The organism is Nostoc sp., assembly GCF_036917435.1.
In the GTDB taxonomy this organism is placed as follows: domain Bacteria; phylum Cyanobacteriota; class Cyanobacteriia; order Cyanobacteriales; family Nostocaceae; genus Nostoc.
Window position 1 is genome coordinate 172525 of sequence record NZ_JBALDM010000058.1, and the last position, 25621, is coordinate 198145.

Here is a 25621-nt window from a genome sequence, read left to right on the forward strand (position 1 = left end):
ATTCAAAATTCAAAATGACGTACTAAGTACCTGGACACAATTAATTTAGCAGTCCTAAATCATTCATGAACAACAAGAACCCTGGTTCCTTAAAAAAACCGGGGTTTAGGCGGATTATTGACTCTCTTTTTCTCCTGCCGCTCGTTCCCGTGTCAAACTGTCAATAGCATCACCCAAGGCAGTAGTCAGGCTATTGCGGGTTTGAGCGTGATTATCCTGTTCACTTTTCAAAGCTTGCAAGAGGCGATCGCGTTCTTTGATCGCACTCATGAGTTTAGCTTGCAACTCCTCCACAGATTTTAGCTGTTTTACTTCTTCTTGGATTGCTGTTACTGATGTCTCAGCAGCCAGTGTTTCAACCTCAAAACCTCGCAGTTTATGCAAATCTGCCTTCAAGGATGCGATCGCCTGTTGGGACAGTTGGGCATCTGTGCGGCGTTGTTCTGCTTCTGTGTTATAGAGTTTACGCCATTTTTGGGCACTTTCCCAAGCCGTATCGCGATCGCTCTGAAGTCCCGCCATCTGCTCTCTAAGTTCCTGGATTTCTGTCAACCACTCTTGTGTAAAATCTTGATTCATAGTTATTGGGAATTGGGAATTGGGCACTGGGCATTGGGCATTGGGCATTGGGTATTCTCCTTGTCCCCTGCTCGCCACTCGGTATTATTGCGGTAAAAAGATAAATGCGATCGCTACGCCAAATTTGGCACAGTAGTTAAGAAACCTAACCAGTTTTACCTCTAAATTATGTCAAACCCTCGTTTTTTCCGCTTCTTTCGCCACCTCAATTGGCGCACACTCAAAAAAACTTTTGCTAGAACAATGGAAAGGCGACTTTTGGGACTAGCTTCGGAAATCGCCTTCAATGCCATGTTATCGCTGTTTCCAGCGATTCTTGCTGTCCTTACAGCCATTGGCTTATTGGCAGAATCTTTACAAGCTACCTTTAAACAATTAGCAGCACAACTTAGTCAAGTTCTACCTGAACAAGCCCTGGTTCTGATTCGTGATTTTGCCACCACAGAAATTACCAATTCTAGAAACAGTAGCTTATTTTCTCTGAGCTTTGTATTAGCAATTTGGACTGCTTCCGGGGCGGTTAGTACCGCTATGACAGCCCTCGATCAAATTCATCAAATTCCTTCAGAAAACATCCGTCCCTTTTGGAAAGCCAAGCTTGTCTCTCTGGGATTAACAGTCGGTACTATGTTGCTTTTAGTGCTGGCTTCTTTCTTAGTGTTTACTAGCGACTGGCTATTAGGAATGGTAGTACGCGAAAATGTTTCTTTGATCTTCTTATTGCATCTTTGGCAGCTGTTACGCTGGCCTTTAGCATTAAGTATTGTTGCTGTCGCCTTTAGCTTTGTCTATCGCTATGGGACAAGTGCGTGGAACTCAGGCACACCAATGATGCCTGGAGCAATTTTAGCAGCTGTTTTCTGGGCAATATTGTCTGCCCTATTTCGGCTTTATGTGGCGAATTTTGGCAATTATAATAAAGTATATGGTGCTGTAGGGGCTGTGATAGTTTTAATGCTCTGGTTGTCGATGAGCGCGGCTGTACTCTTAATTGGCGATCAGTTGAATGTAACAGTCGGTGAAGATATGCGCCCAAAAATGCAGTCGCAATCTAACGAAAAATATTAATTTGTAAATCCCTGAGAAAACTTTTGCAAAAGCTCAGTAGGGCAGTAGAATATCTAACGATTCAATGCAAAGTTAGCGATCGCCTTCATGCCAGATTCTAACCCTCGGTTTTCAATGATTGAACCTGATGCCAAAGCACCCACCTTGAAGCGCCTACGCCAGTTAAGTCGGCTGCTAGATAATATTATTACCATTCCTGGTACAAAGATTGGTTTTGGTCTAGATCCAATTATAGGACTTATACCTATTGGTGGCGATTTTTTGGGTGTTATGTTTTCTAGCTACATCATCTTAGAAGCAGCGCGGCTGGGTGTATCTAGAGCCACTTTAGGAAAAATGGTTGTAAATGTTATCCTTGATGGCTTGGTAGGCGCTGTTCCAGTTTTAGGAGACTTGTTTGATTTTGCCTGGAAAGCTAACATTAATAACATCAAGCTCTTGGAAGAATACTTAAAATTTCCCAGCGAACAAAAGAGTGCAGATAGGTGGTTTATCATTGCCCTTTTGGTTGGATTATTGCTGATATCGATTATTTTAGTAGCATTACCAGTGATACTAATTAGAATGCTGTGGAACGCTTTAACTGGGGGTTAAAATAATTCGTAATAGAGCCTTCGGTACGCTCCGCGTTAAGCGAAGCTATGCCGCAGGCTTTACGTAATTCGTAATTTAAATTTAGATTATGACACAAAAATTACCGTGACTAGACTGATGATTTGCTGAATTTATTGTTAGTCGCTATTTACTTAAATTAGCAAAATTATAGAACTCATATAGCGGTTCTCGGTTGAATGAGTTACATCAGTAGGGGCACGGCAGTGCCCATTGGTGTCAACTTAAGCTCAAACGCTTATTCCACAGGCATTTTACCTGACTCAGCACTCAGCACTCTTCATCTCATCCCTCAATCCCCTCCCCAAAATATCGGCTACGGTGTACACACAAGTCATCGAATTACCCAAAACAAAAGAAAAACCTTACCCTGTCCTATCTTTAATCCCTCTCCTTACTAAGGAGAGGGACAGGTTTTACGCAGTAAAACCAGGGTGAGGTTTCTTAGGGACTATAAGATATAAGACTTAACCGCAAATCACCTCACCAAAGACTTGTGTGTACATCGTAGCCTTAATAAGGGGAGGGGAGATTTTGCATCTGCAAAGCGGGGTGGGGTGACGCGGATCTTCATGGTAAGTGAGTTGAACTCAAGATCGTTTCTTCACAAGGGTTTCACGTTATACAGGTATTGTAAAGTGTGTTAGAACGGAGTTCGTAACGCACCCTACATATATTTTCAGAAATCAAACCGGATTCCTATATGAAACTGCACTTTATTCACGTAGGTACAATTCATGAATTGCCCCTACAGTTTGTAGTTTTACATCAGTTTTATAAGCGCATCTTCATACAAAAATGGTGTAACCGAATAAATTCCGAAATCAAAACAGACTGCTATAGTTAAATTATTTATTGATAAAATAATGAAAGATTGGTGGCAAGCTACCTTCCCTAAAGGACGGCAAAATCTAATTATTAGTGATATTCAAGGGTATCCTGTACAAATTTCCTATGGCGAAAAAGGTAGAGGCAAACCGCTAATTTTATTACATGGAATGGGTAGCTGGAGCTATAATTGGCGGCATAGCATAGCAGCATTATCTAAACATTTTCGGGTCATTTGTTTTGATGCTAAAGGCTTTGGTTATTCCGAAAAAGCATTGTCTCGTAGAGAACATAATGGTCATCAGATTATTGAGTTTCAAAGAATTATTCAGGCATTGTGTGATGAACCAGCAATAATTGTAGCTGAATCTCTGGGGGGATTAGTTGCCCTTGCCCTAGCTCAAGAAAGTCCGCAGTTAATCGGGCAGCTTATAGTAGTAAATGTACCTGTTTTTACTAAACAACTACCTCATTGGGGTATGTCGTTACTTGCCCAAATCCCTCGAGAAGTAATAGAAACAATTGACTCCTTACGTTTGGCATATTTGTTTGCACCTCTACTAAGAGAAATTATGGCAATAGAAAGACGTAGGGTACTATTTGATCCGTCAATTTTGACAAAAGAAGATGTCTATTGGATAACTTACCCATTTATTGAATTTCCTGGTACGATTGCCAAAGTTGCCGAAGAGTTACAAATAGCAGCGCGAGAAATTGAGAATTGGCAAGTAAATAAACCAAATATGCTTACCCAAATTCAAAATAACCTGAGTGCAATTAAATGTCCTACACTAGTTTTGTGGGGCGATCAAGATAGTTGGTTTCCTGTTAGTCATGGTGAAAAATTACATCAGCATATCCCCAATTCCAAATTCCAAATTTTGTCTAACTGCTATCATGATGCCTCAACAGGTGCTTTTGAGGAGTTGAATGCAGCGATTCTTGAGTTTTTACGGGATACTAAATTTTGAATAAGAATTCTGTTTCGATAAAAAAAGAGTGGGAGGAAGCATATCAGTTAGCTTTCAAACTCCCACTCTGCCATTTGCTGCTGAAGTGAACAGGAATGTATACAGACGTTACCCGTTATTTGGGGGCTAATGCGTACTTCAATAACAACGCCTATACGCATTTAATATTCCTGTTGCAGCAAATGCCAAACCTGATTATTGATATTTATCTGCCGAGAAAAATCCTCTGCAAATAATTGCTAGAGATAGTATTTTTATAAATCACTTAGAGGGTGTTTGACGAAAGCAATTTACTTGTGTGATAGCCCCTGATAAAAAAATCTTTGAAGTCGTTTATCTTTGTACAATTTAACTTGGTGAATCAGAGTATGGTTGCCATTTTGCCAGTTTTCTAAATTTCCTTATGGGACTCATATCATGTCCGCCAAATTATCCATAATAAAACAACCCCTCCCCGCTAGCGGGGAGGGGAGACAAAGCATAGCTTTTGCGGGGTGGGGTTCTTCGGGTTTAATAAATAATCAAGGGGACATCGTATCACGTGAAAATTAAATATCAAGCTAGACAATTGTATTGAGCAGAAAAATCTTAACCTTGATTGGTACATTGGTGATTCCTAAAAAACCACTCTTAGGCGATAGTATAGCTGTAGTTTCTTTTAATTCTCCGATCTATCATGCCAAAACAGTCTTTAGGTCTTGATAACCAACTCTATAATTACCTTTTATCCGTTTCGCTGCGGGAACCAGAGATTCTTTTGAAGTTGCGCCAAGAAACCGCTAGCCATCCCAGAAGCACAATGCAGATTTCACCTGAACAAGGGCAGTTTATGAGACTACTGGTACAGCTGATTGGAGCCAAGAAAACTCTGGAAGTCGGTGTATTTACAGGTTATAGCTCACTCTCAGTTGCTTTAGCGCTTCCTGAAGATGGTAAGATTATCGCTGCTGATGTGAGTGAAGAATTTACTGCGATCGCTCGGCGATATTGGCAGCAAGCTGGAGTTGCCCATAAAATCGATCTGCGACTAGCTCCAGGTTTGGAAACTCTAGATGCGCTTTTGGCATCTGGAGAAGCCGAGACATTTGATTTTGCCTTTATTGATGCGGATAAAGAAAATTATGATGGATATTATGAGCGATCGCTGCAATTAATTCGTCCAGGTGGATTGATTGCTATTGATAATGTTTTATGGTCAGGACAAGTTGCCAACCCGCAAATTCAAGATGAAAACACCCAAGCTATCCGAGCGCTTAACGAAAAGTTACATCATGATGAACGGGTTACACTTTCCCTTGTCCCGATCGCCGATGGACTGACTTTAGCTATCAAGCGATTTTAGTATAGTTTGATTTCTAATTCTTATAAATTATGGAAACACCAGCCGAAACCTTTATTTCTACCTAGGGGCAATTCATGAATTGCCCCTACTTCTATCTTCAACTTGTAGCGGCGTTAGCGCCGTAGAAGCGTAGCAGTCGTCTACTAACTCATGGTTGAGTGGCGCGATGTTCGCCGCTTTGGGATTGGGAACTGGGAAAAGTTTTTTAAAATTTGGTAATGGGTAAAAGCCCCAACCATTATTTTTAGGTGATTACTCCCAATCCCCAATCCCCAATCCCCAATCCCCAATCCCCAATCCCCAATCCCCAATCCCCAATCCCCAATCCCCAATCCCTTTTACTTAGAAGTTGTAGCCAAGTCCTAATTGTAGCCCGACATCAGTGTCATCCAAAAAAGCAGCATTTACAGCCCCATTTAACGTAAATTTGGAACCGAGAGGAATGTCTACACCACCAGTTAGCAGTAATCCAATATCGGTATTCTTATTAGCTTCAATGGCTACGCCAGCGCCAATATAAGGAGCTATAGCGAAGGTTCGTTGACCCACCTCAGCAGTTGCGCGAGGAGTAAAATCTAAAGTCAAGGGAACCATAAACAATGTATCATCCCCAAAGATCACTGATGGCCGGACTGAGATATTGCGTGTCAGACCAATTTTGCTGATTACTGCAAAGTTACCATCGCTTAAAGCTGTATCGTTACCGCTCAAACCAATGTTACCACCACCCCCGATATAGCTAGGGCCACCAAGAGTAGTTCTACCCGGTTTAACATTAGGCGTTGTGCCATCTGTATTACCTGTTGGTGGTTGATTTAACTGACTGATGTTAACATCAGGCGGCACAAGGACTTGGTTAATTGCATGGATAACACCATTGCTAGCTTTAACGTCTGCCTGGATAACTCTGGCATTATTCACCGAGATTTGATTGCTAGCGCGATCGATTTGAATATTTACCGGTTTTTCTTCAGCAGTATTCAATTGCCCAGCTGTGAGTTGACTAGAACTTACTGCACCAGGAACGACATGGTATGTCAAAATCTTAATCAATGCTTGTTTGTTTTCTGGTTGCTGTAACTGCTGTAATGTTGCAGCAGGCAAGGCAGCAAACGCTTGATCGGTGGGAGCGAAAACTGTATAAGGGCCTGGTTGTTGAAGAATATCTGTTAAACCAGCTGTCTTTAATAAAGAAGTCAGAGTTGTCAAAGAATTACTGGATGCAGCAAGAGAAACAATATCAGTACCCGTTTGAGTGCCGCCAGCAGTTCCACCCACAATGTACTGACTAGCTGGAAGATTGCTAGCAATTGGTTGTACCCGTCCCTGTTTAGCCAAAGCTTGATACAACAGTGCCGCAGCTTCTGCACGAGTTAGCGGTTGTTGCGGATTGAGTTGTTTGACATCTGGATAATTAACAACAATATTAGATTGGGTTGCGCTAGTAACACTTGCAACAGCATAACCTGGAATATTGGAAGCGTCCGTGTAATAGGTGCTGAGATCGGTACTGCTTCCAGTGCTGCTAGCAGTTAAACCCAAACCACTTGTTAAAGCAACGATCGCCTGTACTCTAGGTATTTGTTCGCTTGGTTTAAACACGTTTCCAGGATAGCCTGCTAGAAATCCTGTTTCGTAGGCGTACTGAATTACAGAAGTCGCCCAATAGCCAGCCGGAACATCTTTAAATCCACCTGCGCCTAATTGCCGAACTCGGTTTTGGCTAGGGAAAGCTTTTTGAATAAGTGCAGCAAATTCTGCACGAGTTACAGCTTGGTTTGGTCTGAAACTGCCATCAGGAAAGCCAGCAATTACACTATTGTCAGCTAGGGCTTGAATGAAGGGACTCGCCCAATAATCTGAGGAGACATCAGATAAGCTAACTGTGGAAGTTGGGGTGGAAGTTGGGGTGGAACTTGGGGTTGGTGTTGCAGATGGAACAGCATCTTGAGATGAAGCTGGGGCAGAAATTACGATAGGAGTTATTGTGGCAGCTGTCATTCCCAGAACTAGTAAAGCAAGCCTTGCTGATGGCCAACGAGAAAAACTAAACATGGAAATATCCCCTCTTGAAATACTTAGATTGACTACTGGAAAATACTGGATGCAAGGTTAAGTGAATAGAAATATCCAGAGGATTGCTTGGTTTGCCTCGATATCGAAGCGTTAACTCTGGAATATTAAAGTGTTGGACATTATGAGTAGCTGCTCTGAAATCTCATCACATTAATCAAAATGTTCACCACACATAGTACTAGGATTCCTATTTGATTTTGCAGAAACCGCAGATCGCAATAATAATGATAGGCAGTGTTTCTGTGGTAATGTAGTATGTTGCAAGAATAAAGATGATTAATGCCAGTAGGCGATTTTCTCAGGTTTAAAATCGCCGGCAAGCAGTAAAGTTATGGGCTTTTAATAGCCGTCTCTCTATAATTGCCAATGGGGTTAAAGTGGTCGATCTCAATGTATCATAATATTTTGCAAGATTTCAAAAATAAAATTTCTCTAAGTGATATGGTGTATTATTATTCTTTTAGTAATATTATACAACTAACTAATGGCTAGGGTTTGAGGAAAAACTTTCACTCCTTAGATAGTTGTTGTTGATGGAATAATTTCAAATAATAGAATGCAAATTAGCGATCGCAATCAAAATTTTGATGCGATGATGCCCCAAAATTATTTTGTAAAAAACAATTTTATGAAAATCTACCCAAGGATAAACTAGGGTTTTTGAATTTCATCGAAGTGCAACGTCCTTGTGCGTTTTGAGCCAGTCAGAAGGGTTGCCTATCTCTGCTGTAGCAAATCTGCAATTGAGGTTAGTAATTCATTAGGTTGGACTGGTTTGGCAATATGTTTCTGAAAACCAGCCGCTAAAACTCGATCGCGATCGCTTTCTCCAGCGTAAGCCGTAAGAGCGATCGCCGGAATATCCCCTCCTTCTTCCTTGGGCATAGCCCTCAGCAGCTTAATCAGGTTATAGCCATCCATCTCTGGCATTCCTAAATCACTGATTAATAAATCAGGTATAGTTTTGACTATGAGAGCCAGCGCCTCAGTTCCCGATGCTACAACTGTTGTCAGCAGCCCATTTTGTTGGAGCAAGAAGTGCAAAAACTGCCGTGTGTCAATATCATCATCGACAATTAATATCCGTCTTCCGGCGATGAGTGACGAGTTAAATTCTTTGTCTACTTCCTTTGCTTCCCTTACTACCCGACTCTCCTGCATCACGGGCAGCCTAACACTAAAAATTGCTCCCTGTCCTATTCCTGGACTAGCTGCTGTGACAGTTCCGCCATGCAACTCTACCAGATGGCGAACTATTGCCAATCCCAGCCCCAGCCCACCAAATTTTCTAGTTGTGCTGCCATCGGCTTGCCGAAAATATTCAAAGACGTGGGGTAAAAATTCGGGGGAAATACCAATACCTGTGTCTTTAACTTGAATTAGGGCGAAATCGGAACTCAATTCCCCACTCAATGATAGGCTGACTTCCACTGAACCATTGGCGGGAGTGAACTTAACAGCATTCGAGAGTAAATTCCCTACAACTTGCTGCAAGCGATAATAATCGCCTGACACTTTACCAACATTGGGTTCAAGCTGTATTTTTATCTGAATAGATTTGGTTTCTGCTGTTAACCGGACTGTTTCTAATGCAGCATCAATTACAGATACCAGGTTAACAGTGGCAAAAGTCAGGCTTAACTTACCGCGAATAATTCGGGAGACATCCAGCAACTCATCAATTAATTGAATCTGCAATTGGGCATTTCTTTCGATGGTTTCCAAGGCGCGATTTGTAGTAACTTCATCAAATTTGCGGCTTTTGAGCAGAGATGACCAGCCGAGAATCGGGTTGAGGGGCGATCGCAATTCGTGGGAGAGAATAGCGAGAAACTCATCTTTATTCCGGTTTGCTTCTTTGAGTTCCTCTGCTTGTTGTCTAAGTGCCTTTTCTAATTGCTTCCTTGGGGTTAAATCTAGAATAAAACAGATCCAAGATGCCGGCTCTTTCTCCACCAAAGCACCACCAATTAGTATGGGAATGCGCGAACCATCTTTGCGGATATATTCTTTTTCAAAAGGATTACATACTCCAACCGTTAAAAGTTGCTCAAGCCCTTGCTCATCAAGAGCTTGATATTCCGTTGGAGTCATCTGTTGTCTGCTTACCTTACTTGCTAATAGTTCCTCTCGCGTATAACCCACCATTTCTAAAAAAGCCTCGTTCGCGTCAGTAATGTAGTCGGCAGTGGCGAACATAATGCCAATAATATTGGAATCAACTAAGCGCCTTAATTGAGTTTCACGCTGGCGCAAATCATTCTCTACCTGTTTGCGCTCAGTAATATCCTGAGTAGTACCCATCATCTGAACTGGATTACCCTCGCCATCGTGAAAGACACGACCTTTAGCAGCAATCCAATGAATACTCCCATCAGGCCAAATACTGCGGTATTCAATGTCATAGTCAACCTTTTCTTTAAAAGAGCGGGCGATCGCTTCGTTGAGGCGTTCATGGTCTTCTGGATGTACACTGTTGAGGAAAAGCTCATAGTCCATTTTGACTTCTGGGTTTAGTCCAAACAGCTGCTTACATTTCTCTGTCCAAAATAACTCGTTAGTGGTGATATTCCAAAACCACATCCCTAATTCTGCGGCGTTAGTCGCTAACCGAATCCGTTCTTCACTCTCGCGCAGATTTGTTTCAATTTCTTGGCGATCGCGTAGCGCGACTTGCTGTTCGGTAATATCAGTACTAGCACCAACTACCCTAACTATCTGACCATTAGCATCTCGGACAGCAAATCCTTGATCTTTCACCCACAAATAGCGGCCATCCTTGTGAAGCACTCGATACTCAATGCTATAGTGGTTCCCATTGGCTATACTAGCCATGAACTGGTCATTAACTCTTTGTTGGTCATCAGGGTGGATAAGTTTTTGCCACCACTCGAAGGTAGGTTCAGCTTCTTGTTCTGTATAGCCAAAAACCTCAGTTAGACCCTGAGTTCTTTCCACAGTAATTCTTTCAATCTCCCAGTCATAGATTAGGCAATTAACCGCCGCCGCCGCTAGTTCAAATCTTTCGTTACTTTGCCGCAGGGAAATTTCTATATGTCGTCGCTCTGTAACATCAAAGGCGATGCCTAAAAGGTATTTTGGTAATCCCTCAGCAGTTCTGCTATACACAGTGTCATAGCTACAAAACCAACGCCATTCTCCATTAGCGTGGCGAATTCGGTACTCAAAGCTGAAGACTTCACCCTGACGAGTAGAATTAAATTTTTCAAAATAGCTAGGGAGTCGGGCTAAATCTTCAGGATGGAGAAGTTGGTTAAATAACTCCTTTCCCATTGCCTGAATTTCTGCTGGTATGTAGCCCCAACTTTGAGCAATTTCGTAATTAACGTAAGCATTGCGCTGCTCAATTAGGTCATATATGTAAAGTATCCCCGGAAGAGTGCCAGCAATTTGTTGAAATAAACGTTGACTATCCCACAGTGCCTGAAATTCATTTATATCAACTTGTTGAGTATCTTCAATAGAGCTAGAGTTTTCCTCAAGTTGCGCTTGCTTAAATTCTGTAATATCCGAAAAAGTTGTAACGATCGCGTAGGGAATAGTTTCTCCACCTTGGAATAAAGGTTGTGAAGACAACAATAGCCAGACTAGCTCACCATTTGGCTTATAAAAGCCACAAACTACATTCAAGCAAGGTTTACCTATTTTAGCAGCGATCGCAGAGTGAGTATCACTGAGTAAAGGAGAGCCATCTTCATGAATAAATTTCCACTTGGGATCGAGTAGATTTTGCCCTACAAGCTGTTCTGCGGTTAGTCCTAAAATGCGATCGCTATCTGCATTGCAAGCTTGGATAGTGCCATCAGCCAACAGAAGCACCATTCCCTCTTCTTTTTTGGCTAGCAGCGAATAATTGGTTTTGTTACTAACTTGCCGGTGCAGCAGCTTTTCATTAGCCAGCTGGTTTTGAGACTTTTCCGCGTCTGGCATTTTATTAAGTTAAATAAATTTAAATTTAACGTAGAATTCGCGTTAGTTAAACAAAAGTTGCTGCCCAAATCCCCTACTTCTTCAAAAAGTCAAAAATCTAATACCAATTCTGTATGAAGATGCACAGAATATTATTAAACGAACCGCCAAGTACGCCAAGAGCGCCAAGAATAGAGAGTTACTCATTTAGTGCAGCTTCACATTAAATTGGTATAAATTCTGAAAGTGAATATTAAAACTGGATTCATCCACCTCAGAACTCCGTTCATCCATATCAGAACTCCGTTCATCCACCTCAGAACTCCGTTCATCCATATCAGAACTCCGTTCATCCACCTTTGAACTGGATTCATCTCTAAAAAATTAGAAGTAAATCTTAAGTAGGGTGTGTTAAGTGTTTTAATCACCTTTTTTGTGATAAATCAGATTAAAACATGTACTTAGCATACCCTACCAAATATAAATTGATAATCAACAAGAAAGTGGAGGATTCAAACCCGTGATTTTTTATGCTAACTCCTGTTAGCGATCGCGGGGCGTTTAGCCTATTCTGACTTCTAAATTCTTTTTCAAATCAATATCCCAGCAATACAAGCCGTAATAAAACCCGCTAATAAGCCGCCAATCATTGATCTTACACCCATACGAGCTAAATCATGCTGGCGATTAGGTGCTATCCCAGTAATGCCACCAATAGTAATGCCAATTGAACCTATATTTGCAAAATTACATAAGGCGTAAGTCGCAATAATTACTGCCCGTTGAGAAATTTTACCACTTTCCATTAGTGCCTTCAAATCTAAAAAAGCAATAAACTCATTGAGAATTGTCTTTGTACCCAATAAAGCCCCAACTTGCCGACAATCAGCCCAAGGTACACCCATCAGCCACGCCACGGGAGCCATAACAAAAGACAAAATCCACTGTAATGACAGTTGTTGTAAACCTACAAATGCTCCCAACCATCCCAGCAGTGCATTTAAAGCAGCCAATAATCCCAAAAAGGCGATAATCATCACCCCAACATTAACTGCTAGCTTCACGCCGTCAATGGCTCCAGTAGTAGCAGCATCAATTACATTTACATAATTAGTTTTTATATCTGCCTTTGCCTTTCCAACCGTCTCTGATACTTCTGTTTCTGGATAGAGCAATTTTGATACCACCAACGATGTAGGAGCAGTCATAAAAAAAGCCGCAATTAGGTGTTCTGCTGGTATCCCAAAAGAAAGATATGCCCCTAATACTCCAGCCGCAATTGTCGAAAAACCACCAGTCATCACAGCATGAAGTTCTGATTGCGTCATTTTCGCTATGTATGGTTTAACCATCAGCGCTGACTCTGTTGGCCCTAAAAAAATGTTACCTGCACAAGATAAAGATTCAGAACCAGATGTTTTCATCGTCTTCATCATTACCCACGCCATCACATTTACCACTCGCTGTAAAATGCCGTAATAATACAAAACGCTGATGAAGGCAGAGAAAAAGATAATTGTCGGTAGCACTTGGAACGCAAAGAAATGATCCTTAAAATTTTCTCCAAAAACAAATTTGGCACCAACATCAGAAAATGCTAAAAACTTACCGACAAAATCTCCCAGAAATTTAAACACATTTAAACCCCAAGGAGTTTTAAGAATCACCAGCGCCAATGCAAATTCTAATCCCAAACCCCACCCCACTATACGCCAACGCACCGCTTGACGATTAACCGAGAAGGCGTAGGATATCCCGATAAAAACTAAAATTCCCAACGCAGAGATGGCGCGTTCCATATTTACTCCCGGAAAGATATCGCTAAGGCACTTGGCCACAAAGCATACACAAAAATACGCCTTATTTTGTGGCTTTGTAGTTAATTACTTTTTCCATTCTGTTTTTACAAAGTAATACCATTTCTTTGTGAGGCTGCGCCAAACCCTTTTAACTTCTTTCTTTCTTTGCGTCCTTTGCGTCCTTTGCGGTTCGTTTCTCTTTCTTGTACTTAAATATGGTTTAGCGCATCTTCATACAGAAGTGTTATAAGCTGTCGTGCATTTAATTTGCACAATTAGGGCGGGCAAGATGCCCACCCCACAAGAGATTTATTTTTTTAAGTTTCTAAGTTGATGTTTCTGATGAAAGACCCAAGTAATTTTGCACAATCTGCAAAATGCGCTCTGCTGCATGTCCATCTCCAAAGGGATTAATTGCATTTGCCATTGCCTCATAAGCATCTCGATCGCCCAGTAACTCAGCAGCAGCAGCAAAAATGTTCTCACTCGTAGTCCCTACAAGTTTGGCTGTACCGGCTGTAACAGCCTCTGGTCTTTCGGTGGTGTCTCTCAAAACCAGTACTGGTTTTCCCAAACTGGGGGCTTCTTCTTGCAACCCACCAGAGTCTGTAAGCAAAAGATGCGATCGCCCAATTGCTCCCACCAATTCGCCATAATCTAGAGGTTCCGTCAAGAAAATTCGGGGATGATTCCCTAAAAGTTCTTGCAACGGAATTCGCACTGTCGGATTGCGGTGTAATGGTAAAAGCAATGCTGTATCAGGAAACTTCTCTAAGATTTGTAAAAAGCCCTGAGCGATCGCTAACAGAGGTTCTCCCCAATTCTCCCGCCGATGAACCGTTGCTAACAGAACGCGATGTGAATCCCAGTCTAAGCCTAGTATATTACAAACAGTTTGAGTTGCGGCTACATTCAACAACGCATCAATCACCGTGTTACCCGTCATGTGAATTTCACCCAAAACACCAGAACGGTGCAAATTTTCCACAGCCCAAGGAGTCGGCGCAAAGTGCAACTGAGTAATTTGAGAAATCAACCGCCGATTAGCTTCTTCTGGATAAGGATTGAAGATATCATCAGTTCTTAAACCTGCTTCTACATGACCGATAGGAATTTTTTGATAAAAAGCTGCCAAAGCTGCGGCAAAAGCCGTTGTAGTGTCTCCTTGTACCACTACTAAATCTGGCTTTTTCTCTTTAAATAATGCTTCTAGCCCTTGCAAACTGCGGCATGTAATATCATTTAGAGATTGCTGAACCTGCATAATTTCCAAGTTATAATCTGCCTTAATCTTGAACAGCTGCATAACTTGCTCAACCATCTCCCGATGCTGTCCAGTTAAAATTACTTGCGACTCAAAACTTGAAGATTTCTGAAAAACCTGAATCACTGGAGCAAGTTTAATCGCTTCGGGACGAGTACCCAAGATAATGCAAACCCGTTTTTGATTAGTCATTTGTCAATGTGATTACTTAATCGTCTATCGTAAATAGTAAATGGTCAATCTTCACAAATGACAAATAACCATGAAAAAACCCGGCTTAACCGGGCAGACACACTGTTTGTCGTATTCACCTGTAATGACTAAATTTTAATCTCACAAGTTAAAGGGCAAGCAGCATAAACAGTAGCCTGCATTTGGTCTGCCTCTCCATGCAGCCAGCTTAACCATTTGACTTCATTGGGATGAACTCCTTTAATAGTTAGCACACCCGCAGCCAATAAAACTGCCATCACATTAAACATGATTAGAGCGCCTGCTACAAGCAAAACAGCACTAACAGGCATCACAGATTGCAAAACGATCGACAACAGACATCCAACTGTAGCCATCAAGACAACTAATGGAAAACCCACAACTAACAAGCAAACTGCTAATGTAAAAGTCCATATTAAAAAGCTTTTAATCATCAACAAGGAGTAGGTCTTTCCTTGATTAGAGCTTTGAGCAGAAACCATGACTTTTCCTCCCAAAAATACACAACAAATTTTAATTTTCAGTTATATCCCGCTTTTTGCGAGTTAACTGAATTTGTTTCTCAGTGAAATTTAGTATATAAAAACTAATCAGGAAAATGAGCATTTGTTTACTAAAGTTTACAGTTACTTTTTTGTAATTGTGGATCTAAAGTCAAGTTTATGTCTATCAAAATAACTTCTTTTCTGCATCTACCTTCAGATATGTAACCTAAAAGGTATCAGCTTTTAATCTTGATCCCCAGATATTGCTCCTATTCAACTTAACATTTCTTATAAAAAAGGACAGCAATTCTCATAATTTATAAATGGGCTGAATAAATGAACAGTCAGTATTTGTGCTGTTAATTGCTGGCAATTCATATTTACACCTGAGATAAATTTCTCATCTAAGGGCTGAGAATATTTATGTTTTATCAAAAGTATTGTAAAGCACCAATCAATCCCTGTGCTTTTGCTGAGGCGTTTTGAGCCATTGGGTGTGTTAAACCAGTTTAGATAGGTTAAATAATTTTTCTCAATATTCTGATTAGTGGAATCTTAGGAAAAAAGATACCAGTTGAGGTGGATGAAATGGATTGACCGTGGCTCTAGAGTTTCAATCGTCTCCCATCACCACCAGAGCTTGCACACAAGCATTCTCCAAAAGTCATCGAAGTAAGTGACTTGACTTCTCGCTAATTCAACTTTTTAACTGCCAAATGTGAAGATATATGACAGAATCACAGTCTGCATCAAATTCTAACTCTGTTACCGAACGTAACCTGCCCCCAGCGCCTCCAATGCCGCCACCTCCGCCAACCTTTAGCACGCAGAGGCAGATGACACAAACATTGGATATGTCAATGGAGAGGAGTCCTAACACTCCTGTTGCAGGTCATCGTCCAGTTAGCCCACCGCCAATACCTAGTTCAGTTCCCCCTAAAAACAGCAGTGCGGGGCCAACTTTAGAGAAGTTAATCAGGCTAGCTTACGATCAGGGATATTCTGACCTTCACTTGGGAGTAGGTGAAGTACCCCGCTTCCGCAGCCGAGGAGAAATTCAATCAACGGATTATCCAGAAACAGATAAAGAAGGTTTCATGAGTTGGTTGCGGGAGGTGATGAGTGAGGTTGAAATTCAGCGCTTTGAAGAACACTTAGAATTTGATGGAGCAACTCAATATGACTTTGCTCGCGTGCGGATTAATGTTTTTGGCACCCTTAGAGGGCCTGCAATGGTCTTGCGGTTGATTCCACTGAAAATCTTAACTATGGAACAGTTGAATTTACCCCCAATTTTTCGGGATATTTGTCATCACCACAAAGGTTTAATTTTAGTGACTGGGCCTACTGGTTCTGGTAAGTCCACCACAATGGCGGCGATGGTTGACTACATCAATAAGGAGATGGCCAAGCATATCATCACCATTGAAGACCCGATCGAATTTATCCATCAAAGCCGCAAGTCTTTAGTCAAACAAAGGGAAGTGGGAATGCATACCCGGAAATTTGACAACGCTTTGAAAGCAGCTTTGCGGGAAGATCCAGATTTGATTCTGGTGGGAGAAATGCGGGACAAAGAAACAGTCAACACCGCCCTAAAAGCCGCTCAGACTGGTCACTTAGTTATGGGAACCCTGCACACCAATAGCGCTGTCAAAACTATTGAACGGATTCTCAATCTTTACTCTGGTGACGAACAGGATGCAATGCGGGTGGCAATTTCTGAGTCTTTAGTGTCAGTAATTGCTCAAGGTTTGTGTCGCACAACTGACGGAAAGCGGGCTGCTTTCCATGATGTGCTGATCAATACTGAGGCGATTAAAGAATGGATCAAAGATGGTAAGTATGATGAAATTGGCGAGTTGATGAAACAAGCTAGCTTTGACGGCATGATTACGATGAATCAGTCGTTGCTAAATCTCTATCAAGACGGACGCATCACTGAAGAAACTGCTTTGGAAATGTCGCCAACTCCTAACGAAATGGCACAGTTTCTCAGAGGTCGAGTTTAAGATTGGGGATTGGGGCATTGGGGATGGGGCATTGGGCATGGGGCATGGGGCATTGCTCAATAGTTAGTAGTCAATAATTATTCTCCCTCATCTCCCTCATCTCCCTCATCTCCACCCAATCCCAAATATCTTTCTGATCCTGGTTGGAGTTATAGCTAAAGTAAAAGGTAAAAGAGAGAATTTTTTACTTTTAGCTAGCCTTTGTGAATAACTTGACAACAAACAAACTATCTACACCTCAGTTGTTTAAAGGCATTGCCTTATTTACACCTGGAGGAGATTTAATTTACTGCATCGACCCTAGCAAGCAAGGTCGATGGCACTTGCATTTGTGTTCGGCTTTACAAGAAATTCTAGATTTACCAGAGCCACCGCACTTTTTAGTGCCTTGTTATACTGCGACTATTGACCACTGGTTAGATCCGCGTACTCAACAAGTGCGAACTTTCGCTGAAGGTTATCCGGCTGTAATTAGACATCAAGCTTTACTTAATGCCATTTTTGGCACAGGGGAGTTAACATGGCAAGCAGCCCCTTGGCAAGATGGGTTGTGCGATCGCATGGTATTAACAACTTATCGTTCTTCATTCCCGCAGCTTTGGGAAGATCACGATTTAATTGTTCGTCTAGACCTTTCTGAACCTGTACCAAAATACCACCAACCAGTAATAGTACAAAAAAAGGAAGAAATCACACAAGGCTATGTTCTCCGTTTGTTTGTAGCAGGACATAGCAGTACTACCGAACGCATTCTGCAAAATTTACACGAATTGTTGGAGCGATCGCTGGGACATCCCTATACTCTAAAAGTGATTGATGTTTTAACTCATCCAGAACAAGCAGAACTCAACCAGGTTTCTGCAACTCCTACCCTTGTGAAGGTTTGGCCACACCCAATTCGGCGAATTGTTGGAGAGTTGGATCATGTAGAAAAGATTTTACACATGTTAGCTGCTAAGGAAAAATTTTAAGTTTTATCGCTAACATCGGCTTCAACTTAGTTAATATTGCGATCGCAATCAACTAAAACCCCTATTAGGGATTGAAACCTATGATCTGCTTTGCGATCGCAATCAAACCAAATATTGGATACTAGCTTTATGGCGATTTGGTTAAAGTATAAAATTTGTCAGAACGCATCTGAGTGCCATTTCGCCAAACTTCCACTCTTTCAGAGCTAACTAAATAATAAAAACTACCATTATCTGCTCGATATTTGCCTTTGCCAATATTTAAAGCTGCAATTTTTATAGGCTTACTTGAGTCTTTCTTTAACTGCCCAATATAAAATAATTGACCATTTTCTTCACAGACTTGTACACGAATATTTGCATTCTCACCCTCAATGAGAATAACTCCATGACACTTAGTCTCATTATTAAGAGGTGCAAAACCTATTGAAATTGGCTGTAAAGGTGAAACTTGCTTTCCTCCTGAAGGTGCGGAGACTGGGCGGTTCGGGTTATCAACTTGCTGAACTTTAAAAGCAGGAGTAACACTTGCAGTTAAAGATGTTAACAGACGAAGGGGATCAACTGCTATTCGACCATTTGGATGAACTTCAAAGTGGAGATGAGGTGCTGTACTATTGCCCGTAGATCCCATTTCAGCAATAATTTGACCTTGAATCACCTGTTGATCCTTGCTCACCAACAAACGGCGATTGTGACCATAAACAGTAATGCTGCCATCAAGATGTTTAATAGTTATGGCATTGCCTAATCCCCAATTATCCCAACCTGCTTTTATAACTCTACCCGATGCAGCAGCAACAATCGGAGTTCCAGATGCCCCTGCAATATCAATTCCTTCATGTTGATATTTGCGGAAGCCTTGAGAAATAAACCCTTGAGTCGGCCAGATTAAGTTAGAAGCAGGGATAGGAGTTTGCTCAATTGGAGAATCAGTAGCTAACTGTGTTAGGGCAGATGTACTTGTACTTAATACAGCGATTAAGGATATTAACCCAATTAGTCCATAAGTCCGGTACCGATAAGTAACTTTTTTCATAAATTGCAAGCCTATTAAAACAATAATTCAGATAGTTTCTGATTATTTGCTGTTTCAAGCTAACTCGGTAAATATCAGGAAGTTTAGGATATACAGCATCTTTAATATCCTCACCAAACACTTTTGTAATACAAGTGTAATTTCTACCTCGTATGCCAGCCATCGATGTATCGAAGGTTGGCATACGTTTATCAATCGCTAGAGAGCAAGGGTTTAAGACCCCACTGTTATCTCAGCTTCCTTTTTTCTTACAAGAGTTCAGTGGCTTCAATTCAGGAGCGGTCAAATTCCATAAGTCATATTGCACCTGCCTCATACCTTAAACTTTAGTGTAATTATCTATTAATTTAGCTAAATCTGGCACTGCTTCTTCTACGTGCTTTTTGGCTGAACCGCGAAGTTTTTCATAAGTTCCCCGCACTATTTGGCGTTTGGCGTTCTTGACTCTAGCATCAGTGACACCCAGTAGCGCATCTGCTGTATTAGAGCGATTTGCATTTAGGTGTCCAATCGGATCGCCTTTCTCTACGCCTTCGCTCCAGATGGGATCAAGTGCTGTCAAGCACTGTGGCAGTATCTGCTCAACAACGTAGGGGATATACCCTGGCTTGACTCCCTTCAGAGCAGCGAAGGCAGTTTTCAAAGCAATGCCGCTCATACCTGACTTAGATGCCAGCTGTCCTTCTATCATGTTGCAACATTCATCTATGACCATAGCCTTTTTGGTCGGGTTCAAAAGTCCTTCGCTAAGTCCCATTTCACTTTTCCTTATCTAAGTACTTAATTTTTATTCGACTAACTTTTTTAGCAAGCAGGAAATTACAGAAAATGGTATCAGAGTTAGAGGATGTTATGAACATCACGCTCTCACTACTTAAGTAGGACTTACGCAAAAGTTAACGCACTAGGGGCAATTCATGAATTGCCCTAACAAGAAAATCTTTCTTTTTGGTTATTGTTTGCGTAAGTCTTATTAAGGCTTCACCCATAATGCAATACGCTTGGTTTCAGGGCAGCATTCCTTGTCAAAACCATTTTCTAGGGGGTTTCGGGGAAAGGGTGAATGAGAAAATTCAGGTTATCCCATCTTGCTGAGACCTGAGTTGTGTCTCTGGCAGACTTGAACCAGAAGGTAAAGCCCTATGTTCAGATGCCGAAGTTCCATCTGGAGAATCTGGAGGTTTTGAGCCACTCGATCGCTTCCGAGAAAATATGGACTGAGCTAAGGTCTTGACTAAGATATACAGAATTGGCACTAGGAACAAACTCAAGAACGTCGCAAGCAGCAGCCCCCCAAAGAGCGCTGTTCCTAAAGACCAACGGCTGCTGGCTCCAGCCCCTTGAGAGATCACCAAGGGCAAAAATCCTAATAGCGCGGCAAAAGAAGTCATTAAGATCGGTCGCAGACGCTCTTGCCCGGCTTTCACTGCCGCCCGCGTGTAGCTCATGCCCTGCTCGTGCAGCTGATTGGCAAATTCCACAACTAAAATCGCGTTTTTTGCGGCTAGACCAATCAAAGTTACTAGGCCCACTTGGCAATAGATATCATCTACTACTTTCGGAAAGAGGCTACCTGCCATGAAAATATTTGAACGTATCCAAATAGCCGTCATTGCTCCCAAAATTGCTAGGGGAACTGTCAGCAAAATAATGATCGGGTCAACGTAGCTTTCATACTGAGCCGATAGCACCAGAAAGACAATCACGATCGCTAAGGCAAAAATCAAGCCTGTAGATCCTCCAGATGTCTTTTCTTGGAGATAAGTCCCTGTCCACTCATAACCAAACCCTTGAGGTAAAACCTCTGCTGCAACTTCCTCCATCGCTTTTATTGCCTGTCCAGAACTAGCACCTGGAGCCGGAGCGCCCTGCACTTTGATTGACCTGTACAAGTTGTAATGGGAAATGGTTTTTGGCCCCACAAAGGGAGTAATTTTCACCAGATTGCTCAACGGAATCATCGTTCCACTTGCAGAGCGAACATACAGCTTACCAATATCATCTGGATTAGAGCGAAAAACCCCATCTGCTTGGACATATACTCGATACTGTCGCTGTCCCTGCACAAAGTCATTCACATATTGCGACCCCAAGTAACTTTGCAATGTCCCAAAGATGTCGTTGAGTTCGACGTTGAGAGCTTTGGCTTGGTTGCGGTTTACCTGAATGTCAAACTGAGGTGTGTCTGCGGTGAACTGAGTGAAGACTCGTTGTAGAGCAGGATTTTTATTTGCCGCCCCAATGAATTTTTGAGCAGTCTCAACCAGGGTTTCAATCGGCGCATTTCCGGTTTTATCTTGAATAATAAACTCAAAACCACCTGTACTACTTAACCCTCTAACTGGAGGAGCATTTACAGCCAGCACTCTGGCATCTGTAATTGAAGAGAGCTTTTGGTTCACCCTCTGAAGTATTCCATATACAGATTCAGATTCTTTAGTTCTCTCTTTCCACGGTTTCAGGTTAGCAAAGGCAATGCCTAAATTAGAAGCATTGCCATCGAAACCAAAACCACTGATCATAAAACTAGCTCTAACTTCGGGAACCGATGTTACTTCTTTGGCAACCCGATCCATGACAGATTCAGTATATTTCAAAGAAACCCCGTCAGGCCCCTGAACAATTACAAAGAAGTAACCTTGATCTTCCTCTGGAATAAATCCGGTAGGTACTGCTCTGTACATTAAAACCGTTGCTACTAAACCAGCAATGAAAACCCCAATTACAATCGGCTTGACATGGGTAAGGTAACTCACAAACCCGACATATCGCCGTGTGAACCAAGAAAATCCCCGATTGAATTGCCCAAAAAACCAGCCCAAAGGGCCTCGTGGACTTTGAGCAGGGCGCATGAGGATGGCTGCCATACTTGGGGAGAATGTTAAAGCATTGAAGGTCGAAATGGCAATGGAACAAGCAACGGTTAACGCAAATTGTTTGTAGACAATCCCTGTAGTGCCCGGAATGAATGCAACGGGAATGAATACCGCCATCAGGACAAGTGAAGTAGCAATGATTGCCCCGGTTAATTCCTTCATGGCTTCGACAGCCGCATCAAAGGGCCTCATACCCTGCTCTAGTTTGACTGCAACTGCCTCCACTACAATAATCGCATCATCGACCACGATCCCGATCGCCAGAACGAAACCAAATAAAGTCAGTGTATTAATCTGAAATCCTAAAACCAAAAGAGCCGCACATGTCCCAATCAGGGAAACGGGGATCGCAATAGTAGGAATAATCGTGGTGCGCCAGTCTTGCAAAAAGACGAAAATTACCAAGACTACCAGGATAATCGCCTCAACCAGAGTGTGCAGAACTTCTTCTAAAGAAATTTCTACAAATGGAGTCGTATCAAATGCCAACTGTGCTTTTAGTCCAGGTGGAAAACTCTTCTCTAGCGCTACGATCTTCTCTTCAACAGCATGAGCAACGTCCAAGGCATTACTACCCGGAAGTTGATATATCCCCAGTCCCACGGCTGGTTTCGGAGCATTTCCTGGGATGGTGAATTTAGCATCAGCGAGATAGCTTTCTGCTCCTAGTTCAACTCGACCGATATCTCTAAGCTTAACTAGGGTGCTACTAGTAGCGCTAGTAGTGCTGCTATTATTGGTGCTAGTAGTGCTGCTATTAGTGCTAGTAGTGCTAGTAGTCCCACCTTGACTCACCTTCAGCACCATATCCTCAAATTCAGCCGCATTTTTAAATCGACTGCTTGCTCGTAAAGCAAATTCAAAACTTTGATTATCTGGTGCTGGTTCCTTACCGATCGCCCCTGCACCCACTTGAATATTTTGTTCTTGCAAGGCAGTTGTCACGTCTTGAGGAGTTAGTTGATGTTGGGCAAGCTTGTTGGGATCGAGCCAAAGACGCATGGCATATTTCCGCTCACCAAAAATCGTGGCTTTTCCTACACCAGGAAGCCGCTTAATTTGATCGAGAATATACAGATCGACATAGTTGCTGATAAAAATGTTGTCATACTCATTATTATCTGAGTAAAATCCATAGACCAAAAGGAGACTGCTTGATGCCGTTTCAACGGTGACACCTGTTCGTTGAACAGTATCTGGCAGTTGAGGTTCAGAAAGTGCTTGTTTATTTTGAACGTTTACTTGAGCAATATCGCTATTGACATTAGTTGGAAAGGAGACGGTTATATTGCTGGAACCATCATTACCCGTATTAGAAGAGATATAAGATACATCTTTAACACCATTAATTTGTCGCTCAATAATGTTGGTGACTGTATTTTCTGTTGTTTGAGCATCCGCACCAGTATTATTAGAGCTAACGGTGATTTGCACCGGAGCAAGATCCGGTAGCTGAGAAATCGGCAGGATGGGAATACAGATGCTTCCCAGCAACAAGATGATGAACGTACAGACCGTAGTTAGGACTGGACGTTTGATGAAGGTATTGACAAACATAAATCCAGGAACAGTTTAATTCTGGTTACGGGCAGAGTAGCTTGTTCTTAATATAATAAGTATCAAGATTTAATGTTAGATATTTTCTGGTTGTTCTCTTTTCTATAGCTGTATACAGATGTATAAATGGATGCTCTGACTCAATGTATAACTAAAGGCAAAGCCTCTCATACCAATTATATGTGAGGCTGCGCTTTATTTAGATAGGGGCAATTGATTGAAAGCGACGGGAAACTCCATCTCCAGGTGTCTGTAGAGGGATAGTCGCCCCGTCGCTTGGGGCATTGGGCATTGGGCATTGGGCATTGGTAATTTCTTCCCCATGCCCTGTTCATGTTCCCCATGCCCAAAAACTTCATCCCCTTGTGGGTGGAGTTTTTCATGAATTGCCCCTACAATCTGTGGTTTTGCGTAAATTATAAGGTGATTAAAAAATCTGATTGGACAATAAAATGGCGATGCCTCCGGCAAGGCTCCGCCAACGCACTGAAATTTTTTTGATCGCCAGATTCCTAAAGTTTTGCACCTATACTATTGACAAAATCTATGTTTTGTGGATTGCGGTTGAAATAGCCCTGCTGCTTTTTAAGGAAGGTTGGGGGGCTTATCGATAATCTTGCTTTTGAATACTCCCTAAACGAGCAGCATCACGAATATTATAATCGGGTCGAGTAAAGCGATTTAGCTGCATTTCAAAAAACTCTCGATTAGCTTGTAAATGTTTGGGATTTGGGTCATCTAAAGGATATAAGAGTGCAGTTCGCAAAGCTTGAATTACCGCAGAAGTAACACAGTACATTGACCGTTGAAAACTAACTCCCAACTGAATCAACATATCTTCTTCACCCCGGCAATGTTGGCTGTAGTAATCAACAAGATATTGGGGTAAAAAATGCAGCATATCTTGCATTAATAATGTGGGGGGAATCCCAGCAGTACCTACTGGAAATACATCAGCATAAAGAATACCATAGTGAAAGTCTTTCTGGTCTTCTGGCACTTGACGCGCTTGAGCATTATAAGATTTTGTCCCTCGAAAGGGTGCGGTGCGGTAGAAAACTGCCTCTACATAAGGTAATGCAGCTTCATATAGCCACATAAAACCCTTAGATTTGGGGATAATTTCGTAGCATTCACCACGAATATAAACATGATGGTAAATGGGACGACCTGCGATCGCAAATATACCATTAACTAAGAAGCTCATCGCCTCTGGGACGGTGCTAATCTTGCCTTCGTCATAGAGGTCGGACATCTCAAAGAACACTGGGGCCATGACTTCCCAGAATAAGCCCAGATTAGCGTAGTATGACATCTGGCGGCACTGTTCCAAAAACATATCGGGGAACAGCTTGTAAAGTCCCAGCATGACTGGGTTTCCTTGGAAATAAGCTTTAATTGCTCGGTCAGCGTTGGCTTTGTATTCTTCTGAATCTAGGTAAGGGTCAAATTGTCCACCCATGCCTCTGTGCCACAACATTGCCCGCATACAAGCTTCAGCAAACTCCATGTTAATGCGATCGTGGAATAAGTGATGCAACAACTTTGGCATTTTGAAAGTTTCACCCTTTTCAATAAATGCCAAAAGTTCTGGATGTGCAGTGGCTTCGCCGCGCCAAATTCGTAAATCGGCATCATCGCCAGCATAATGATTATGTAGTTCTAAATACTCTTTGGGTAAGAAGTATTTAAAGAAAGGAACCGGATTTAAAAATTCGTTTTCGGCAATATAAAGCAGGTCACGCCAGTAAAAATCCATTGGCACAGCATAAGCTTTATATAAACCGATGATTTGCATCAAATTTTCTGGAGTATCAGGTAACATTGCACCGCCAGCTTCTAAGCGGTGAATTACATCAGCAAATTCATGTTTGGAAGGTGGTAATTTAATTGCTGTTTTAATTGCTGTCATGGTAATGGTAAATGGGTAGAGACGCGATAAATTGCGTCTGGGCGGATAGGTTTTGAGACGCGATAAATCGCCGTCTCTACAAGTGTT

At 41.9% G+C, this 25621-nt stretch carries 18 protein-coding genes; 6 read left to right on the top strand and 12 right to left on the bottom strand.

Features of this window, described 5'->3' with window-relative positions; translation table 11 throughout:
- Positions 1 to 114: 114 nt before the first annotated feature.
- Complete coding sequence (locus V7K98_RS28215; protein WP_335028192.1) at positions 115 to 579, bottom strand: hypothetical protein; 465 nt, start codon at positions 577 to 579, stop codon at positions 115 to 117.
- 168 nt (positions 580 to 747) lie between these two features.
- Between V7K98_RS28215 and V7K98_RS28220 the strand changes: the two genes are divergently transcribed.
- From V7K98_RS28220 to V7K98_RS28235, 4 genes are all read left to right on the top strand, one after another.
- Positions 748 to 1647: a YihY/virulence factor BrkB family protein gene (locus V7K98_RS28220; protein ID WP_335028027.1), complete on the top strand. Its 900-nt coding sequence runs from the start codon at positions 748 to 750 to the stop codon at positions 1645 to 1647.
- An 87-nt stretch (positions 1648 to 1734) separates the two neighbouring features.
- Positions 1735 to 2241, top strand: coding sequence for a DUF4112 domain-containing protein (locus V7K98_RS28225; RefSeq protein WP_335028029.1), 507 nt, complete (start codon positions 1735 to 1737; stop codon positions 2239 to 2241).
- 884 nt (positions 2242 to 3125) lie between these two features.
- The gene (locus V7K98_RS28230; RefSeq protein ID WP_335028030.1) at positions 3126 to 4058 is read left to right on the top strand and encodes an alpha/beta fold hydrolase; all 933 of its coding nucleotides are present in this window, start codon (positions 3126 to 3128) and stop codon (positions 4056 to 4058) included.
- A 676-nt stretch (positions 4059 to 4734) separates the two neighbouring features.
- Positions 4735 to 5400: a class I SAM-dependent methyltransferase gene (locus tag V7K98_RS28235; protein ID WP_335028032.1), complete on the top strand. Its 666-nt coding sequence runs from the start codon at positions 4735 to 4737 to the stop codon at positions 5398 to 5400.
- A 342-nt stretch (positions 5401 to 5742) separates the two neighbouring features.
- On the opposite strand, the gene V7K98_RS28240 is transcribed toward V7K98_RS28235, so the two are convergent.
- The 6 genes from V7K98_RS28240 to V7K98_RS28265 form a co-directional block, all read right to left on the bottom strand.
- Entirely contained in the window at positions 5743 to 7455 is a 1713-nt protein-coding gene (locus tag V7K98_RS28240; RefSeq protein WP_335028034.1) for a fasciclin domain-containing protein, read from the bottom strand.
- Between the two features lie 738 nt (positions 7456 to 8193).
- Positions 8194 to 11427 (bottom strand): hybrid sensor histidine kinase/response regulator, encoded by a 3234-nt coding sequence (locus tag V7K98_RS28245; RefSeq protein ID WP_335028036.1) that lies wholly within the window; start codon positions 11425 to 11427, stop codon positions 8194 to 8196.
- Positions 11428 to 11613: 186 nt separating this feature from the next.
- Entirely contained in the window at positions 11614 to 11742 is a 129-nt protein-coding gene (locus tag V7K98_RS28250) for a hypothetical protein (RefSeq protein WP_335028038.1), read from the bottom strand.
- 254 nt (positions 11743 to 11996) lie between these two features.
- Entirely contained in the window at positions 11997 to 13205 is a 1209-nt protein-coding gene (locus V7K98_RS28255; RefSeq protein WP_335028040.1) for a NupC/NupG family nucleoside CNT transporter, read from the bottom strand.
- Between the two features lie 325 nt (positions 13206 to 13530).
- Entirely contained in the window at positions 13531 to 14661 is a 1131-nt protein-coding gene (gene wecB, locus V7K98_RS28260) for a non-hydrolyzing UDP-N-acetylglucosamine 2-epimerase (RefSeq protein ID WP_335028042.1), read from the bottom strand.
- 128 nt (positions 14662 to 14789) lie between these two features.
- Positions 14790 to 15164 (bottom strand): hypothetical protein, encoded by a 375-nt coding sequence (locus tag V7K98_RS28265; RefSeq protein WP_334856564.1) that lies wholly within the window; start codon positions 15162 to 15164, stop codon positions 14790 to 14792.
- 731 nt (positions 15165 to 15895) lie between these two features.
- Between V7K98_RS28265 and V7K98_RS28270 the strand changes: the two genes are divergently transcribed.
- A complete protein-coding gene (locus tag V7K98_RS28270) occupies positions 15896 to 17179 on the top strand; it encodes a type IV pilus twitching motility protein PilT (RefSeq protein ID WP_335028045.1) in 1284 nt (427 codons plus the stop codon).
- Positions 17180 to 17382: 203 nt separating this feature from the next.
- A complete protein-coding gene (locus V7K98_RS28275) occupies positions 17383 to 18150 on the top strand; it encodes a circadian clock KaiB family protein (protein ID WP_335028047.1) in 768 nt (255 codons plus the stop codon).
- Between the two features lie 127 nt (positions 18151 to 18277).
- On the opposite strand, the gene V7K98_RS28280 is transcribed toward V7K98_RS28275, so the two are convergent.
- From V7K98_RS28280 to V7K98_RS28300, 5 genes are all read right to left on the bottom strand, one after another.
- A complete protein-coding gene (locus V7K98_RS28280; RefSeq protein ID WP_335028049.1) occupies positions 18278 to 19189 on the bottom strand; it encodes a M23 family metallopeptidase in 912 nt (303 codons plus the stop codon).
- A 319-nt stretch (positions 19190 to 19508) separates the two neighbouring features.
- The gene (locus V7K98_RS28285) at positions 19509 to 19946 is read right to left on the bottom strand and encodes a DUF6918 family protein (protein WP_335028051.1); all 438 of its coding nucleotides are present in this window, start codon (positions 19944 to 19946) and stop codon (positions 19509 to 19511) included.
- Between the two features lie 316 nt (positions 19947 to 20262).
- A complete protein-coding gene (locus V7K98_RS28290; protein ID WP_335028053.1) occupies positions 20263 to 23622 on the bottom strand; it encodes an efflux RND transporter permease subunit in 3360 nt (1119 codons plus the stop codon).
- Positions 23623 to 23817: 195 nt separating this feature from the next.
- The gene (locus V7K98_RS28295) at positions 23818 to 23946 is read right to left on the bottom strand and encodes a hypothetical protein (protein ID WP_335028055.1); all 129 of its coding nucleotides are present in this window, start codon (positions 23944 to 23946) and stop codon (positions 23818 to 23820) included.
- 280 nt (positions 23947 to 24226) lie between these two features.
- Positions 24227 to 25534, bottom strand: coding sequence for a CO2 hydration protein (locus V7K98_RS28300; protein WP_335028057.1), 1308 nt, complete (start codon positions 25532 to 25534; stop codon positions 24227 to 24229).
- Positions 25535 to 25621: the final 87 nt, after the last annotated feature.